This is a genomic window from Acinetobacter sp. Brlt_5 (assembly GCF_051949055.1).
GTDB classification, from domain to species: Bacteria; Pseudomonadota; Gammaproteobacteria; order Pseudomonadales; family Moraxellaceae; genus Acinetobacter; species Acinetobacter indicus.
Genome location: NZ_JAYJLP010000001.1, coordinates 1 through 15,506 on the forward strand (window position 1 = coordinate 1; position 15,506 = coordinate 15,506).

Annotated in this window: 23 protein-coding genes; 5 read left to right on the forward strand and 18 right to left on the reverse strand. The window is 42.6% G+C overall.

All coding sequences use genetic code 11. The features are described from left to right. Positions 1–259: 259 nt before the first annotated feature. Positions 260–583 (forward strand): ankyrin repeat domain-containing protein, encoded by a 324-nt coding sequence (locus VF685_RS00005; protein WP_075166981.1) that lies wholly within the window; start codon positions 260–262, stop codon positions 581–583. Between the two features lie 68 nt (positions 584–651). Here the strand turns inward: VF685_RS00005 and VF685_RS00010 are convergent, their stop codons facing one another. Next, positions 652–1,200: a type 1 glutamine amidotransferase domain-containing protein gene (locus VF685_RS00010; protein ID WP_016658048.1), complete on the reverse strand. Its 549-nt coding sequence runs from the start codon at positions 1,198–1,200 to the stop codon at positions 652–654. Between the two features lie 151 nt (positions 1,201–1,351). Further along, positions 1,352–1,894: a lytic transglycosylase domain-containing protein gene (locus tag VF685_RS00015; protein ID WP_005178276.1), complete on the reverse strand. Its 543-nt coding sequence runs from the start codon at positions 1,892–1,894 to the stop codon at positions 1,352–1,354. A 312-nt stretch (positions 1,895–2,206) separates the two neighbouring features. Between VF685_RS00015 and VF685_RS00020 the strand changes: the two genes are divergently transcribed. Both VF685_RS00020 and ybaK read left to right on the forward strand, forming a co-directional pair. Beyond that, positions 2,207–3,832 carry a Na/Pi cotransporter family protein gene (locus VF685_RS00020; protein WP_163170173.1) on the forward strand — a complete coding sequence of 542 codons (1,626 nt, stop codon included), beginning with the start codon at positions 2,207–2,209 and terminating at the stop codon, positions 3,830–3,832. A 75-nt stretch (positions 3,833–3,907) separates the two neighbouring features. After that, positions 3,908–4,378: a Cys-tRNA(Pro) deacylase gene (ybaK, locus tag VF685_RS00025; RefSeq protein WP_005178272.1), complete on the forward strand. Its 471-nt coding sequence runs from the start codon at positions 3,908–3,910 to the stop codon at positions 4,376–4,378. 33 nt (positions 4,379–4,411) lie between these two features. Here ybaK and VF685_RS00030 read toward each other — a convergent pair whose 3' ends face one another. Further along, a complete protein-coding gene (locus tag VF685_RS00030) occupies positions 4,412–5,104 on the reverse strand; it encodes an LrgB family protein (protein WP_127800718.1) in 693 nt (230 codons plus the stop codon). 1 nt (position 5,105) lies between these two features. Continuing rightward, on the reverse strand, positions 5,106–5,519 hold the full coding sequence (locus VF685_RS00035; RefSeq protein WP_127800716.1) for a CidA/LrgA family protein: 414 nt from the start codon (positions 5,517–5,519) through the stop codon (positions 5,106–5,108). A gap of 101 nt (positions 5,520–5,620) precedes the next feature. On the opposite strand from VF685_RS00035, the gene VF685_RS00040 reads away from it, so the two are divergent. Next, positions 5,621–6,520 (forward strand): LysR substrate-binding domain-containing protein, encoded by a 900-nt coding sequence (locus VF685_RS00040; protein WP_164844965.1) that lies wholly within the window; start codon positions 5,621–5,623, stop codon positions 6,518–6,520. A 79-nt stretch (positions 6,521–6,599) separates the two neighbouring features. Here the strand turns inward: VF685_RS00040 and VF685_RS00045 are convergent, their stop codons facing one another. The 4 genes from VF685_RS00045 to tusD are packed head-to-tail and all read right to left on the reverse strand — an operon-like array spanning position 6,600 to position 7,994. Continuing rightward, entirely contained in the window at positions 6,600–6,911 is a 312-nt protein-coding gene (locus VF685_RS00045) for a TusE/DsrC/DsvC family sulfur relay protein (protein ID WP_005178263.1), read from the reverse strand. Positions 6,912–6,929: 18 nt separating this feature from the next. Continuing rightward, positions 6,930–7,214, reverse strand: coding sequence for a DsrH/TusB family sulfur metabolism protein (locus tag VF685_RS00050; RefSeq protein ID WP_286384958.1), 285 nt, complete (start codon positions 7,212–7,214; stop codon positions 6,930–6,932). A gap of 17 nt (positions 7,215–7,231) precedes the next feature. Beyond that, positions 7,232–7,582, reverse strand: coding sequence for a hypothetical protein (locus VF685_RS00055; RefSeq protein WP_005178260.1), 351 nt, complete (start codon positions 7,580–7,582; stop codon positions 7,232–7,234). A gap of 43 nt (positions 7,583–7,625) precedes the next feature. Further along, positions 7,626–7,994 carry a sulfurtransferase complex subunit TusD gene (tusD, locus tag VF685_RS00060; RefSeq protein WP_127800710.1) on the reverse strand — a complete coding sequence of 123 codons (369 nt, stop codon included), beginning with the start codon at positions 7,992–7,994 and terminating at the stop codon, positions 7,626–7,628. Positions 7,995–8,277: 283 nt separating this feature from the next. Between tusD and VF685_RS00065 the strand changes: the two genes are divergently transcribed. Continuing rightward, positions 8,278–9,297: a tyrosine-type recombinase/integrase gene (locus tag VF685_RS00065; protein ID WP_346799587.1), complete on the forward strand. Its 1,020-nt coding sequence runs from the start codon at positions 8,278–8,280 to the stop codon at positions 9,295–9,297. Here the strand turns inward: VF685_RS00065 and VF685_RS00070 are convergent. The 10 genes from VF685_RS00070 to VF685_RS00115 form a co-directional block, all read right to left on the reverse strand. Continuing rightward, positions 9,294–9,572, reverse strand: a complete 279-nt coding sequence (locus VF685_RS00070; RefSeq protein ID WP_163170171.1) for a DNA-binding protein — start codon at positions 9,570–9,572, stop codon at positions 9,294–9,296. The genes VF685_RS00065 and VF685_RS00070 overlap by 4 nt on opposite strands. 81 nt (positions 9,573–9,653) lie before the next feature. Next, on the reverse strand, positions 9,654–9,953 hold the full coding sequence (locus tag VF685_RS00075) for a hypothetical protein (RefSeq protein WP_440203482.1): 300 nt from the start codon (positions 9,951–9,953) through the stop codon (positions 9,654–9,656). Then, the gene (locus tag VF685_RS00080) at positions 9,953–10,282 is read right to left on the reverse strand and encodes a hypothetical protein (RefSeq protein WP_075175336.1); all 330 of its coding nucleotides are present in this window, start codon (positions 10,280–10,282) and stop codon (positions 9,953–9,955) included. The genes VF685_RS00075 and VF685_RS00080 overlap by 1 nt, the downstream gene beginning before the upstream one ends. After that, positions 10,279–11,451, reverse strand: a complete 1,173-nt coding sequence (locus VF685_RS00085; RefSeq protein ID WP_440203483.1) for a hypothetical protein — start codon at positions 11,449–11,451, stop codon at positions 10,279–10,281. Before VF685_RS00085 ends, VF685_RS00080 begins: the two co-directional genes overlap by 4 nt. Before the next feature lie 12 nt (positions 11,452–11,463). Then, positions 11,464–12,144, reverse strand: coding sequence for an ERF family protein (locus VF685_RS00090; protein WP_253171924.1), 681 nt, complete (start codon positions 12,142–12,144; stop codon positions 11,464–11,466). A 12-nt stretch (positions 12,145–12,156) separates the two neighbouring features. Continuing rightward, complete coding sequence (locus tag VF685_RS00095) at positions 12,157–12,456, reverse strand: hypothetical protein (protein WP_440203531.1); 300 nt, start codon at positions 12,454–12,456, stop codon at positions 12,157–12,159. Further along, complete coding sequence (locus tag VF685_RS00100) at positions 12,456–12,887, reverse strand: hypothetical protein (protein ID WP_440203484.1); 432 nt, start codon at positions 12,885–12,887, stop codon at positions 12,456–12,458. Before VF685_RS00100 ends, VF685_RS00095 begins: the two co-directional genes overlap by 1 nt. Before the next feature lie 305 nt (positions 12,888–13,192). Next, complete coding sequence (locus tag VF685_RS00105; protein WP_440203485.1) at positions 13,193–13,699, reverse strand: hypothetical protein; 507 nt, start codon at positions 13,697–13,699, stop codon at positions 13,193–13,195. Positions 13,700–13,820: 121 nt separating this feature from the next. Next, positions 13,821–14,405: a hypothetical protein gene (locus VF685_RS00110; RefSeq protein ID WP_440203486.1), complete on the reverse strand. Its 585-nt coding sequence runs from the start codon at positions 14,403–14,405 to the stop codon at positions 13,821–13,823. Between the two features lie 15 nt (positions 14,406–14,420). After that, positions 14,421–15,464, reverse strand: coding sequence for a hypothetical protein (locus VF685_RS00115; RefSeq protein WP_440203487.1), 1,044 nt, complete (start codon positions 15,462–15,464; stop codon positions 14,421–14,423). Between the last annotated feature and the right edge of the window lie 42 nt (positions 15,465–15,506).

Below are 15,506 nucleotides of genomic sequence, written 5' to 3' on the forward strand. Positions count from 1 at the left end.
TTCAAAATCCCCCGAGCTAAAAGCTTGGGGGATTTTTTTATGGGTAAAATTTATCTGGGCTTCCTCATCTTGTTTAAGGTCGCTTTTGATTTTTTGCTGTTCCTTCCTGCTTCTATTTAAATAAATGCCTCATCAGCCAGCGCATAGAACCCAATTTTTATCTAAAAATTAAAGCTAACAATTTAAATCCATATATATCCCCAGATTCAGCTAAAATCTTAAGATTAATATGATCAAATTACGATTCTAAGAGCACTTTATGAAACTGAATTCATTCTCTCCGATCCCTGAAGATGATGATGAGCTACATCTTCCTGAAATTGTATATTGGGCGTCACTGGGTGAGTTGGAGCAGGTACAGCAAGCCTTACAGCAAGGTGCAGATGCCAATGGTAGTGATGAGGAAGGCTATAGTGCCTTGCAGGCGGCGGCAGAAAATGATCATCTGGACGTGGTGAAACTGCTGATGAGCAAAGGGGCGGATATGGAGCATCGTAGTCCACATACGGCACTGGAGCTTGCTGAAATGGCTGGCAACGAGGAAGTGGTGGCTTATTTAAAACAGCTCAAAGGGCTTTCTTAATCTCCTGATTCTGATAAAAAAACCTCATCCGAAGATGAGGTTTCTTTTATAAATATGATTAAAAATCTTTAGGTTTCAGCTTCCAGTTCTTGCACAATCGCCTGGTTAAATGCAGGAATATCGTCCGGATTACGTGAGCTGATCAATACCCATCCACCGGTATTGCAGCGATGGACTTCTTCATCGACCCATTTCGCGCCGGCATTTTCCAGATCCAGTTTGATGGTTTTATAAGACGTCAGGTTTTTATCGCGAATCCGTTCGGCATTAATTAAAACCCACGGACCATGACAGATTGCGGCAATCAGTTTGCCCTGATCAGTAAAGTGCTGGATGATTTTATGCGCTTCGGGGTTGATCCGCAGCGTATCGGCATTGACCGTTCCACCGGGAATGACCAGTGCATCGTAATCTTCCGGATTGACCTTATCTAGCGTTGTTTCCGGTTCGGTACTTAGACCAGGATCTTTATCAGCCTTGACCGTTTGAACTTCTTTTTGTTCTTCTGCTGCATGTATGGCTTCAATGCCTTTAGATTTCAAATATTCAAAGGGTTTGATCAGCTCATCTTGCTCCACACCCTGATTGGACGTAATGAATAATACTTTCTTTGGCATTTTCCCATCCTCGTTTCGTGAATTCTTTTGCTACGTTAACAACTGAGGCTCAAGGCACTGTACTGGTTTTGACGGGAATATGTAATTACTTGGCAATGATGTAAAAAAAGCTCCATCAGGAGCTCTAAAAAAAATCGCAGGATAAAAAGGTTTATAGCGCGCCTTTTAAATCATTTTGGTGCTGTTTAACCTGTTTGGCATAGCGTTTGCCTTGGCGTTTCATCTTCCAGCTGGAATGATAACCGGTAGGGCCAACATTATAATAAGCGAGGGCTTTAGGCCAGCTGCCGGCTTTCGTGTTATAGCGATTTAAAATGTAAGAACCGCATTGAATATTGGAAGATTCATCAAACAAATTACTGCCACAACTTTGCTGCCAATAACGCGGAATGACTTGGGTTAAGCCCACCGCACCGGCTGGAGATACCACATGACTGCGGTAGCTGGATTCCTGGCGAATCAGCGCGGCCAGTAACAGTGGATCAATTTCATAACGTTCTGCATGTTGCACAATCATCGGCGCAACACGGTTAGCGGTGTCAGGTGCAACCGAATAGGCTTTTTGGATACCGACTGAAAGTTTAGCGGAACGTTTGGCAACGGAGCCGCCTCCTAAAGGTGAGCAGGCAATCAGGCTAAGAGCACTGAGGCCAATAAAAGAGGTTTTCAATAATAATGGGATGGTCAGTTTCATTTTAAAATCAGAAAAAAGCAGTGATGCTGCACCAGATTAGCCAGTGCTCGCGAATATGTTTAAGGATGTTAGTGAGCTGGGCGATATCCGTCAAGCCAACGGCGGCCTGGAACCGCCGCTGTTTTGTTAAGTTTTCGCTCCAATACTACGTGTTTGAAATATCTTTGGAGTGAATTGGAGGATCATCTCTCAACTTATTGTGCTGTTCATGTTGATGTCACTATGCAACTTTTAGGGTATAAAGCGGCTTTCATTGCATAATCTCTTATATACTTAGATGGTTGAAAATAAAAATATTTATTGGGTAGTTACATGCTAGAAGTGATTGCACAGTTGTGTGGCGGGATCGGTTTATTCCTGATCGGAATGACCTTAATGACAGACAGTCTGAAAGAGATGGCCGGGGAGTCATTGCGTTTATGGCTGTCTAAATTTACCGGTTCACCGATTAAAGCTATTTTTTCTGGCATCGGTCTGACTTTGGCTGTGCAATCCTCAACGGCAACCACATTGGCCACCATTGGCTTCGTTAGTGCCGGTATTCTGACTTTTAGTCAGGCCATTGGTGTGATTATTGGCGCCAATATTGGCACCACCAGCACCGGCTGGATGGTGGCTTTTCTCGGGGTTAAATTTTCCATTGCCCATATTGCCTTGCCACTCATTGGTTTAGGGGCCATCTTTAAATTATTCAGCCGTGGGCGACTGTCTTTATTCGGTTTAACCATTGCTGGTTTCGGCCTGATTTTCTTTGGGATTGACTTGCTGCAGGTGGCAATGTCCGGTTTTGCCGAGCGGGTTGATTTATCGGTTTTCTCCAATAATTCTTTTACCACACAGCTGATTTTAGTGCTGGTCGGGCTGGTGATGACCGTGCTGCTGCAATCTTCCAGTGCAGCCATTACTGCAACCTTGGCGGCTTTGGCCAGTGGAGCGATTGATTTGTCCCAAGCCTTAGGCCTGGTGATTGGACAAAATATTGGTACAGTGGCCACCGCGATTCTGGCGGCCATGGGCTCGACTGCCAATGCCAAACGCACCGCAGCCGTGCATGTGGTGTTTAACGTAATTTCGGCCGTGTTGGCTTTTATCTTGTTGAAACCGGCTTTTTTGTGGCTGGCGGAACATTCACAGGTCGGCACTTGGGACGATGTGATTATTGTCGCTGCGTTTCATACCGCCTTTAGTGTGCTGGGAACCTTATTTTTATTGCCCTTTTTAAAACAGTGTGAACAGTTGATTGTCGGTTTAATTCCAGACCGCACCCCTTCAATTTTATGTTATCTGGATCAGGCCAGTTTTTCGGTGCCGGCTTTAGCGATTAATGCCGCTTCTAAAGTGATTTATTGGTCGATTGGGCATATCCTAATTTTGCTGAAACGCGCGATTCAGGAAGGTCGTTTGCCCTCCAATAGCGAATTACAGCAACTGGATGAAATCTTAAAACGGGTGCAGCAGTATCTGGAAGATTTATCGGTTAGTGAAAATGAGCTGGATCAGCAGCGTTTAATGGCGATGCTGCGCCTGATGGTGTATTTACGTGTGCTGCGCAGCGATCTGGAAGCGGTGGAACATGCCGAGCATATCCGCACCCAGCCGACTATTTATCAGATGGGGCTGGATTATATTCATGTGCTGGACAATCACTTTCAGTATGTCGATGAGTTTAACCGTCTGACCGAAGTGGCATCTTTAAATCGTGAGCTGTTAAACCTGAAACAATGGGTGGAAGAGCAGCGTGCCGAAGCGCGTGAAAAAGTGATTGAATATGCCACGGTGCAGCATCTGAGTGCGGCACGCAGTCTGGAATTACTGGCCGCACAGCGCTGGCTGGACCGTTTGATTGCGCATACCCAGCGTTTGGCCAATGTCTTGCAGGAAACCGAGAGCATGCTGGATGATGTGGAAAAGCTGAAATATCATACTGCCACTCAATAGCCTAAGCTATACAGTGATTAACTTCTGCAGCAGAAGCTTTTATACTGCGAGGATGTTTATCACTGGGCAACTAAAATGACACCGGCCTGTAAAATTTTAAAATCCAATAAAATTGACTATAGCATTCATGAATATGAGCATGATCCGAACGCCAAAAGTTTTGGGCTGGAAGCAGCGGAAAAGCTGGGTTTAGCCCTGGCCGAAGTATTTAAAACCTTATTGGTAACTGATGATAAACAGTATTATGTGGCGATTTTACCGGTGCATGTGCAGTTAAATTTAAAGAAAGTTGCTACCGCGGTGGGCTGTAAAAAACTGCATATGGCAGAGCCTAAAGATGCTGAACGTTTAACCGGTTATCTGGTTGGCGGAATTAGCCCGATTGGGCAGAAGAAACGTTTAAAAACTGTGATTGACCAGAGCGCGCAAAGTCTGGCAAAAATCTATGTCAGCGGTGGCAAACGTGGACTGGACATTGGTTTAAAGCCGGATGATCTGGCCCGGGTGTTAAATGCCCAGTTTGCCGATGTGGTGGATGAGTCTTAATCTGCACTGATTTTATTTTAGCAGCGGATTCAGTTATAAAAACCGGACCACGCCATGAATCAGGGCAGGTCCAAAAATCACCATAAATATGCCAGCCAGTACCATACTTAAGCAGGCGGCCACACCTTCTTCACGATGGCGCATAAAGGCTTTAGAAGTACCAAAACCATGCGCGGCATTACCTAAGGCTGCACCTTGAGCAAAATGTGAATTCAGTTTGAGTGCGAGTAAGACGGCATCTGCCATAAAACCGCCGGCAAAGCCGGTCATCATGGTGAACAGGATTACCAGTTCAACCGAGCCGCCCACCTGTGTACTTAACTCCATCGCAAAGGGTGTAGAGATAGAGCGCGCCATCAGGCTATATGTGGTTTCCTGATTCAGCTGAAACAGCTGCGCCAGATAAAAAGCACTGATAATGCCGACACACATACCGATCACAATACCCATGCTGATGGCCAGCAGATGGCGTTGAATCAGCGCGCGATATTCATAAATCGGAATGGCAAAAGCCACCGTGGCTGGCCCGAGCATCCAGACAATCCAGTGGCTGTACTGCATATAGCTGTCATAGGAAATCCCGAAATAGAGCAGCATGCAGATTAATCCAGCCGGAACCAAAATGGAGGGCAAAAACAGCAGCACCCGATAACGACGATACAGCTGTTTGGCCACGATATAGCCCAGCAGGGTGAAGATGAAGCACAGGCTTGCGATCAGGTTCATCTTAATCTCCTGACACATATGCGCTGTTGTTGGTATTTTTCCTGAGTCGCTGTTCCAGTTTAAAACCCCAGCACACACTATAGGCTGTAGCGACCATTACCGCACAGGTGCCGAGCGTAATCGAGAGCAGCAGTTGCCAGCCTTGGCTTAGCAGTAAGTCTAGATCATTGATAATGCCGACCACACAGGGAATAAACAGCAGCATCAGCTCGGCCAGCATAAAATCGGCGCCTTGCTTGATCCATTGCAGTTGAAATACGCCACTTAACAGCGCCAGCAGTAACAGGATCAGGCCAATCACACCCGCTGAAACCGGCAGCTGGAATATCTGTTGGATCAGCGCACCGAGCCACCAGATCAGGATCAGCAGCGCAATTTGTATGCTGAGGACGGCAACACGGGAAAGAGACCACATCGCTGAATTGCCCTAAAGGTTAAACACGACTGTATTTTAGATTTGACCTACCAGGATGATTATGAATAATAAAAAAACAATTATGCCTATTGGGAATGATGGTGGATTTAAAAAGTCTGAAAATACTGGTCAAACTGGTGCAATTGCAAAGTTTTACCCGCACAGCAGATGCTTTGTGTCTGACCCAGCCTACAATTAGCAAGGCCATTCGTGGGCTGGAAGATGAGTTGGGCACTGCGCTGTTTCACAAAGGTGAAGCTGGGCGTAAACGTGAAGTGCAATTGACTTACCTGGGCGAGCAGATTTATCAGCATGCGCTACAAATGCTGCAACTGGAGCAGGCGATTTATGATTCGGTGGCGGAAGTTCGTGCGCTAGAACGTGGTAAATTGACGCTCGGTTTGCCGCCCTTGGGTTCGGTGCTATTAAGCCGGCTAATTGCCAAGTTTCATCAGCAGTATCCGGCTATTGAACTGAGCTTTTTAGAGGTAGGTGCCAGCGGGATTGAAGCCGCCATTCTGGATAAACAGATTGATGTCGGGATTGTACTCGGCCATTTAAAACCGGCATTGGGCGGAATTCCAATTATGGATTCGCCACTGTGTTTGTTATCTGCCCGAAATTCTGCATGGCAGGGACGCGAAACGGTGTCATTGCTGGAACTCAAAGATGAGTCTTTTTTACTGTTTGCCGACAGCTTTACTTTAAACCAGATGATTTTACAGGCCGCACAGCAGCTGGGTTTTGAACCGAAAATTGTCTGTAAAAGCAGTCAGTGGGATTTTATTGCCAAAATGGTGGATTCCGGCGTGGGAATTGCACTGTTGCCTCAGGTTTATTGTGAGCAGTTGCCTGCCGAGCGTTATCAGATCAGCCGTTTGTGCCAGCCCGAGCTGAACTGGACCTTGCGAATGGCCTGGAATACGACAGTCGCCATGAGTCCAGCCACCCGGGCCTGGTTGAGAATTATTGAAACGCATCCAGATCAGATTCATTTCTAAAGTAAGAATTAAAGGATTATCGTGTGAAATCAGATTCATCTACAGTGCTAAACCTCTGAACAGATGAATCATCTTCCAATTACAGGCAATTCGCCGGTTTGGGAATACCGGCCAGACGGCTTAAATGCCGTGCCACCAGTCCGGTGTTAAAACGCTCTTGCAAGAGGGCATTGTTAATCTCAGGGCTGACCGTTTTCATTAGAAACTTGATTAACGGGCGGGTCGCCGGAGAATGACCAAACTGCTGATAAAACTGGCGCACTGCCTGCAAAATTTCAAAATGCCAATCTTCCAGTTCCAGCTCCAGGCTTTTGGCCAGCTCTTGCGCCACAGTTTCATTCCAGATGGTGTAATCGACCAAATGACCATCTTGGTCCAGTTCAAGATTCATAACACACTCAAAGCTTGTTTATTTTAAAGAGATACAACGGCTATAAGCCAGACACAGCTCGGTAAAGGTAGCATAGTTTAAACTGTGCAGATGGGCAGGCAGTGGCTGGGCCAGCAGCTCAAGATCATGCTCCAGTGCAAACAGGGTGCTGCATTGCTGGCAAAATGGATGTTCAATGGCCAATACTGCATCACCCATCAGCACCACTGCATCGCCTTCACTATACAGACGTGAAACTTTGTCCAGCATGGCCGGGGTAGTATGGAAGCCGGATTGCAGCAGATATAAAGTATTTTGTGACATAACAGATTCCTTCCGGCTTACCAGTACAGCACGTGGTCAAAACGCTGGATAAAGTCCGCATTCAGTTCAATAAACTCGATTTCCTGCTGCGACTGGCTGACATAAGCTGAATGTTGATGCTGGTGTTCTACCAGAATCGGGCTTAAATCATAAAACTCAAAACTTTCGACCATATTCGAGGCCAGCTTGAAGGCGTGTTTGAGCTGGTCAAAAGCCAAATCGCTTTTGAGCAGACTTAGGGCAGCATCCTGTAATAACACTTTGACTTCACAGCCAAAAGTGGCCAGTACCATAGTCGCAGACAGGCTTTCATGTACCTGCTGGCTGCTTAAATTGGCCTGGCTTAAAATGACGAGTACAGTTTTCACACAATTTACCTTTTAAATGCAACAAATTCTCAAATAGAACCACTTAGAATTGAAGAAGGCGATCTGCAGATTGCACTGCATCGGCAAGTTCGCCCAGACCAACCAATTCAAAGCCCGCGGCTAAATTGTGTTGATGAAGTTGATGACGTTTGGCATTGTCCTGATCGGTAATCCCGCGTAACAGTGCCGCACTGACACAAACCGGCAAACGAATCGACAGTTTTTGCCATTCCGATTTTAACTGTCGCTGATCATCGGGTAGCCATTGTAAATCGTTAGCGACCATAACAGCGTCCTGATAGAAGAACACCCGGAAATCTTCATTCTTGCTCTGCAAGGCTTGAGCCAGACCCAACGCATGCCAGGCATGAGTCGAGGTCGGCGCGGAGGTAATTAGTAATAAGGTACTCATCAAAATTCACTAATGAAATGTTCCCGCAACACAGGGGGCATTCAGACTTCATAAGAAAAAGGTAGTATACAATGATTTTAGGTGACATACCTTCATTTTTAGTCATAAATTAAAAAATAAGTTTGAAAATATACTTTTAAAAACAACTATTTATTACAAATTTTTTGATTAGGAAAGAAACTAAATCCTAAATTTATCTGCACAAAATACCCTCTTTTTCCTTTCATTTTTCAGCTTTACAGTTAGAATAAAAACTAATCTGCACCAAATCTGCACCAAGAAAATGAAACTTCCAAAACCTATTCAGCGGGGTTCCAGCTGGCGAATTATTGTAACTTTTGATAAGAAAAGATACTCAGCTACACGCGACACAGAAAAAGAATGTGAGCAATGGGCTTATAACAAATTGCTTGAACTTCGCTCTGGTAAAAAAGCCATTGAACAAGGTGAAAAGCCTGCTTATCCATTTAGGGATTTATGCGCTAAATACTATCAAGAGCATGGTCGTCATATGCGATCTGCACGGACTATTAATTTCAAAATAAAAAACCTTGATCGAATTGCACCAAATTTATCAGACAAGTCTATCTATGACTTTAAGCCAGCTGATATTGCAGAATGGCGGAATAACCGAAAAAAAGAAGTAAAAGTTGCCACACTTAGAAATGAACACGCAATTTATTCAGCCGTGTTCACCTATGCTATGAAAGAGCTATTCCTGATTGATTCCAATGTGTGGCATTCAGTTACCATGCCAAGCAAGGAAAAATCAAGAAGTCAGCGTATCACTGAAGAAGATCAGGCTTTAATGCTCAAGGCTTTAAGCTGGGATGGAACCACGACACCTGAAACGTCACGTCACTATGTAGCCTGGGCATTCCTTTTTGCTATGGAAACCGCCATGCGTCAGGGCGAAATCCTTGCCATGAAAAGACAGGATATTAAAGATGGCTTTGTGCATTTACCGATGACCAAAAATGGTGAATCCCGGAACGTTCCATTATCCAAAGAAGCCAAACGGCTTATAGCATTACTACCAAAAACCAATAATCAACTTTTGCCAATTGATAAGGATCAATGCTGCGCCACATGGGTGAGAGCTAAGAAAAGAGCAGGGCTGCCGCATATTAACTTCCATGACTCGCGACATGAAGCTATTACAAGAATGGTGAAAGTGAGGAAATTACCGGTAGAAGTCTTGGCCAAAATTACAGGCCATAAAACCATCTCGATGCTTGTGAATACTTATTACAATCCAGATGCCCAGGATTTAGTAGAGATGTTTAACGACAGTGAGAGCTAATTAGCTCTCGGTCTGCCTCTTCTAACTCTTGTTGTGAGCAGATCATGCGCTAAGCGTGGATTGTATAGCGCTTTACCTGGTGTGCCTTGGTTGATTGATACAAGCTTATCCCTGATTGTGGTCACAGACAGGTTGTACTTCTGGGCCAAGTGAGCTGCTGAAACCAGCTCAATATCAACCTCTTTTAACTCTTTCACTGTTGCGCCGCCGATCTCTTGGCCAAGCATGATTTGTGGCGGTCTTTCAGCTTCAACGGTGATGGTGTAACGCGCCATCAAAAAACCTCCTACCGAAATCCACAGACTGTGCAGTAGCCGTCACAGCGAACTATAACTGACTGGAAAATTACGCAATATTCAATCATTGGTCAGCTCCTGTACTTTAAGCACATCCTCCAGGACGCCTGCTTGTTTAGCGCAAAGATCACTATCTTCATTTGATGCCCACTTCAAAGCATCAATCGCACACTCCAGATCTGTTCTCTCAACAAGAACAAAACCTTCCGGCACCACCCAGGCTTTCGCTTGCTGCCATGAAGAAAAGAAAAAATACTTAGCGACGCTTTTGTTATGCCTGCTACCATGTGCCTCACAGAAAACATCCCATTTTTCTTCAAACTCTTTGCTGCAAATTTGCATTTCTTTCTGTAAATCCATCACGCCACCTTTGCCAAGTTAATTTGACGTATACAATCTGCTTGTTTAGACAGCATTGCGTAGGTCAATTCATCCACAAAACTTTTCCCGTATTTCAGCCACTGACGGCAGAACAACTGGAAACGCTCAATCAGGTAATCATTCATTGCATAGCTTTCTTGAATAACACCAGGTTTGCAGATGACTTCACCGCGCTTCTGGTCCTTGTGTATACATACCCGGTCTTTTTTAACTTTGATGCTATGGCCACCGCGTAAACACCACTCCATAAATGCCGGACTAAGCTCATTGGGTAGGCGAGTTACAGTTTGAATAATGTCTGGTTTCATGATGCCGCCCCATTTTGATGCTCTAATTCATAACGACGTTTTTTCACGTAACCCATTAATTTAGGTTGAATGTCTGGATGACGGCCTGATACATCAATCTCTAATGCATCAAGGGTAGTCAGATCTGGTGCATTCTGTATTTGAACCATTAGAGATGGTGGCTCAGTTATCTCTACAGGCTTTTGGATATTCAGTTCATTCAAGCGTCTATGAATAGCATCAATAAGTGGTTTACGTTGTTCCTCAGTCCAGGTTTTGGTGTAACCGGTTAAGGCTGTAGCTTCTGCAGGTGTAGTCGCCTTAGCTGCACGGTCAAGTAGATCTGCAAGCAGACTCTGGTACTCTTTGTCTGACTCCTGACGTTTTTCACCGACTAGTTTTTCGGCTTCTTCCTGTAGCTTTTTCAGCGCATGAACACTTAAATCATTTGAGGGCTGCTCAACCTTCGGTGCATATTGCTTCGGGTCCAATTCAAGGAGTTTGTCTTCACATAACTTGCACAAGTGCTGCTGGTCTTTTTGGTCCAGATAACCATTGGCCAAAAATACATGGCGGAAAGCAAGCACATCATTAACATTAGTGAACTGTGAAATTTGCGCCGTGAACTTTTCAACCAGTTTTACTGGATCTGTTTCTATAGACTCATTTTCTTCAGGATGAATAATTTCTGGTTCAGTTTGTTTCTCGAGAACTGGGCTATCTACCTGCTCAACTTCATTTTTAGTCTTGGTTGAGCGGCGCTTTTTAGGCTTAGTATCCTTTGTTTTAACCATTGGATGGGCCACAACACGCCCAAATAAATCGGCAATGGCTTGCAGCTGGAGCTTGGCATTTTCTTCATCTGTTTGCACAAAACCATTCAGAATGTAATCCTGCAGTTCAGTGTCGGCAGCGTTATATTCGGTTTGTAGGATGTAGGTAGGGGTGACCAGAAAAATATTCTGGCCATCTTGTGCATCATGAATTTCCAGGGGTTTTGCGAACTGGATTCCAGAAAGCTCCATCATTTCAACTTTGACGCAAAACTCATGACCTGGCATGGCAAAAACCATAGCCGGGAACCGGTCAAGATCATCAAAATCTAGTAGATCACCAGCCGGGCGGCACATGATTTTTTTACCCGCCATCAATGCTTCAAACGCTTGGGTACCAGTAAGAATTTTATTCATGAAAGTCTCCAATTAATGATGCAGATTGTTCTGATGCTGATTCTGGTCTTGCTGTGGCCAATGACTCCAGCCCATTTGATCTGCACGTGCATGGCAAGCTCTATGGATGGCATCGGCATATTGGGTATTGGTAAAAATTTGAATAGCCTTATCTAACGTTTCTGGTCTTTTTGCGTTACGGATAGAGTTCAAGGCATCGGTATAACGCTGTGCCAGTGGCTTTTGCTGAGCATTGTTCGCCGTTTGATTTTGCTGTTTCGCCTGACGCTGCTGGCTTTGTTTTTCCTTATTCATCTGATTATTGACCTGATGATGGTATTCATCGGAGTCATAGTCTTTGGTATCGTCAATCAAGAAAAGGCCATTCAATGCGTATTTGCGGGCATACGAGCTGGATGCGCCAAAGGTTTGAGCGACATCCATACCTTTCTTTTGAATATCTACACCGGCATGGGCGGTAACAACGGTTTCTTTTCCTTCAGCATCGGTAAAGATGGCTTTTGCTGTTACAACCACAACCGGTCCAACCTGCTGGACTTCATCTGTCATCACTAGGGTGGCATTGGCTTTCTGTAATAGCGGTTTTACTGCTTCCATAATGTCTTCACAGTTACGGTAGTTATAGTTACCAAAGGTGTTTTTACGGTTTTTGGGTGCTTTAAGCTCAAGTTGAATTTGTTGTAATGCATTCATTGATTGATCTCCTTATCTAGCCCAACCCATACGACGCTTATATGCTTTGCGCTCGTAGGATGGGATGTGTGATGCCTGTAATGCCTGAGCCAAAGTTTTACGACGCTGATAAGCAGCTTCACGTTCAAAATTGCTCATGATCCATGGGCGGGCAACGTGTGTTTCAAGAGTGACCAGTTCAAGGCCATCATCGCGTTCGATGTAGAAGCGGTGGCCAATACGCACATAGAAATGAGGGCCAAGGCGCATACGCATATTGCCGTTGGCATCAGTGCCCAAGTAGTTAGAAAATTGTTTGGTGTTAGTCGTCATCACGCAGCCTCCACTAAACGGTGTTTTTCGATATAGCCTTTGATCAGCAGGTTGATGTTGTAGTGGTCCACGTGATCGGTGAAATCGTTGTAAGGATTGCCATTGGCATCGAAAACTTTGATTTCACCCAGCTGCTGAACTTCAACAGCAGTAAATTCCGAGCCTGGAACGCCGTAGCTGTCCTGGAAGGCTTCAACAGTGAAAGGAACGTGAACGCTAAAGCCATCCAGATTGATAACTGCACGACCTTCGGTTTCAGAAGTCATCACCAAAGTGCTGATGCCGTACTCAGAAGGCGCAACCTTTGGCTGATAAACAGGAACGTGGGCTGCCTGTTGTGGCTTGTATGCCAGGGCCAAACCGCCAACAGTTACAGAAGCTGTAACGATTGTGATGGCCAGGGTATTGAAAGGAGTGAGTTTTCTGTTCATACTTATCTCGCGTTTAGCAAAAGCCCAGTTCCCTTCCAAAGTAGCTGGGCTTTTTTGTTGTCTGTGCAAATAAAGTAAGTTAACTTACCTAAATAGTCAAGCATAAATAGTAATAAAAGTTACTTTTTAGTGTTTTTGATTTATAGTAGGCAAAAGAAAACCCACCGCTGGGGTGGGGTGGATGGATTAATTAAAAATGTTTAACTCTGTAGTAGTGAACCCTAAAAGAAAGGGAATATATATTGATTTAAAAACAAAGCATAATTGTGTATGCATTGATGCTGGTAATATTTTTTTAGAATTCTCTAGGATAAACCAAGATACGTTCCAATTAATACGATCGCATTTGGCAGATTCTCCAAGCCCTCATCCAGTAATTTCATGGTCAGGTGTTTTATGGACTCGGCAGGCAGCTCTCGAAGCGAATCAATCATTGATTGCTTATTCTCAGGCGATAAGTCCGACTGATTAATACGATGCTCTAAAATTGCTTTTAAAGTATCTGCCTCAAATTTGACAGTAACAACACCCAAAATAGCCGAGAGTCCACCATCATTAGCTAAAAAATCCATACCTTTGTGAGTAATCGCTGATGAACCAAATATAATTGGAGCCTGACTTCCAAGTGAATTTGATTTATGGACACTTTTTTCACTAACTAGTCCATGTGATTGTAAGTAATACAGATTTTTCAGTGCTTTTTCTCGTTCTTCCGAGTTGTATTCAAAGTCTTGATTAAAATCATAATTATAAGGGTAGACATCACTTAATTTAGTTAGTAGTGTTAATTGCAAATCTCTATCTAAAGCCATTTTTTTCTCCAGTATTTATGGTTATTTAAGAACAATGTTGGCACAAGGTCTTAAGTCCATAATATCAGGGAAAATATGGATTTTTAATAAAGAAAACCCACTATTTAAAGTGGGCCTTTCTTTACGGTAGATGTATGCGATCACCTAAATAATATAAACAGTAAAATGTAATAAAAATCAATTGAAATAGAAATATAAACAATATAAATGACAATATTAAATAAATTATAAGAAACAAATTACTATTAGTAATAACTATTTCTAAGCTGAAAAAATATTTAATAATAGCTCCTACAATTAGTAAAACAATACTTAAGAATGTTAAATATGAAAATGATTGAGCTAAAAAACGGCGTCTTGTCATTTTTTTCCTATCTTTATCTATAGGAGTACTCCCAACCATGTCTTTATCCATTCCAGGATTATTAAAAGTAGAAATTGCTGCTAAAGCTGCTATGTAAAAACCTGGCATAGTTTGTAAAAAGTTTAAAATCACATTAAATGCATCATTGTTAAAAAGTACTTTTTTGCAAGAGTTTAGGCATGTGAAATTTAACTGATATACTGTAAACAATATTAAACATACTATTAATGAAAAAAATAATGGAAAGATCCAATCCATTCGATCTTTTTTCTTATTTTCATCAGGATTATCTTTCCAGCTTATCCATAAATAATCACATGGTCTTAAAATTTCCCTACTCATAATTAACCCCTTGCATTATAGAGCTCTCAGTTTTGAAAAAACTCTTGAGCATAAAGAATGATTAATTTCTGGTATTTCCTTCCACTCTAAATATGTGAAAGTCTTAGAGTCTATAGTTATAGTTCTTGCTAAAGTCATATCTAAGGATTCTGATGGGGTATATGTAAATGAAACTATTTTACCTGCATCATTTTCGTAACGTATACGATACTTGTGTTCTGCTAATGGGATTGGTTGTTCGGAGGTAAATACGTCATTCCATAAGTTAGTTAGCTTATTCATGATAGTTGTTTGAATTTCGCGTGAATCTACTACTTTATCAGGGATGATTAAAGGATCGACATCAAAGTGAAATGAGCTTGATTTAGGTTTAAAAGTTGTATGCTGATCAGTTTTAGTCTCTTGTATGGTATGTATTAATTCTAAATCATTAATCTTTCCCTGTTTAAAGGCTTTAAGCACTTCATCGCTAAAAATATTTTGTAAATTGCATTTGATTCTTTTTGGTAATCTAGTGAAAGTACCATCCTCTTCTTTAAAGCCTGATGGATGATCTTCAGAAAAAAGAGTAATAATTTCCTTATTACTTTTATTTTTTTCATAAATATACTCTAACACCCTGTCTAGTAATATTCTCAATAAGTTTGGGTTTATGTGAGATCCTCTTTCTCTTTCAATAGCGAGCAGGCCTGTGAAATGATCTGGATTCAATTTGATTACTACATGGACTCTTGCATCATCACCTTCTGTTTTTTCCTTATTTGTAAGTCTGGTTTTTCCTGTTGTACTATCAGTGTAGCTTCTATTTCTAGCGTTTAAATCTGAAATTATAACTAATAGTTTAATAATTTTTTTATCGTTATCTAACTCAATTATTCTTATTCTTGATATCAGGGTACTATCTAGTAAAGGGTAGCTATACTCAACATAAGAATATTTACAAATAGTATTAAAAATATCCCATATGTTAATTGGTTGCACTGGCTCGTCATGGTCTTTATTGAATCTTTTTGCATCAAAACGTAGCTCATGCACAGAAAATAAAACAGGTTTATTCATAAATTTCCCCCCTCGTTCACCTATAAATATTCGAATTTATTA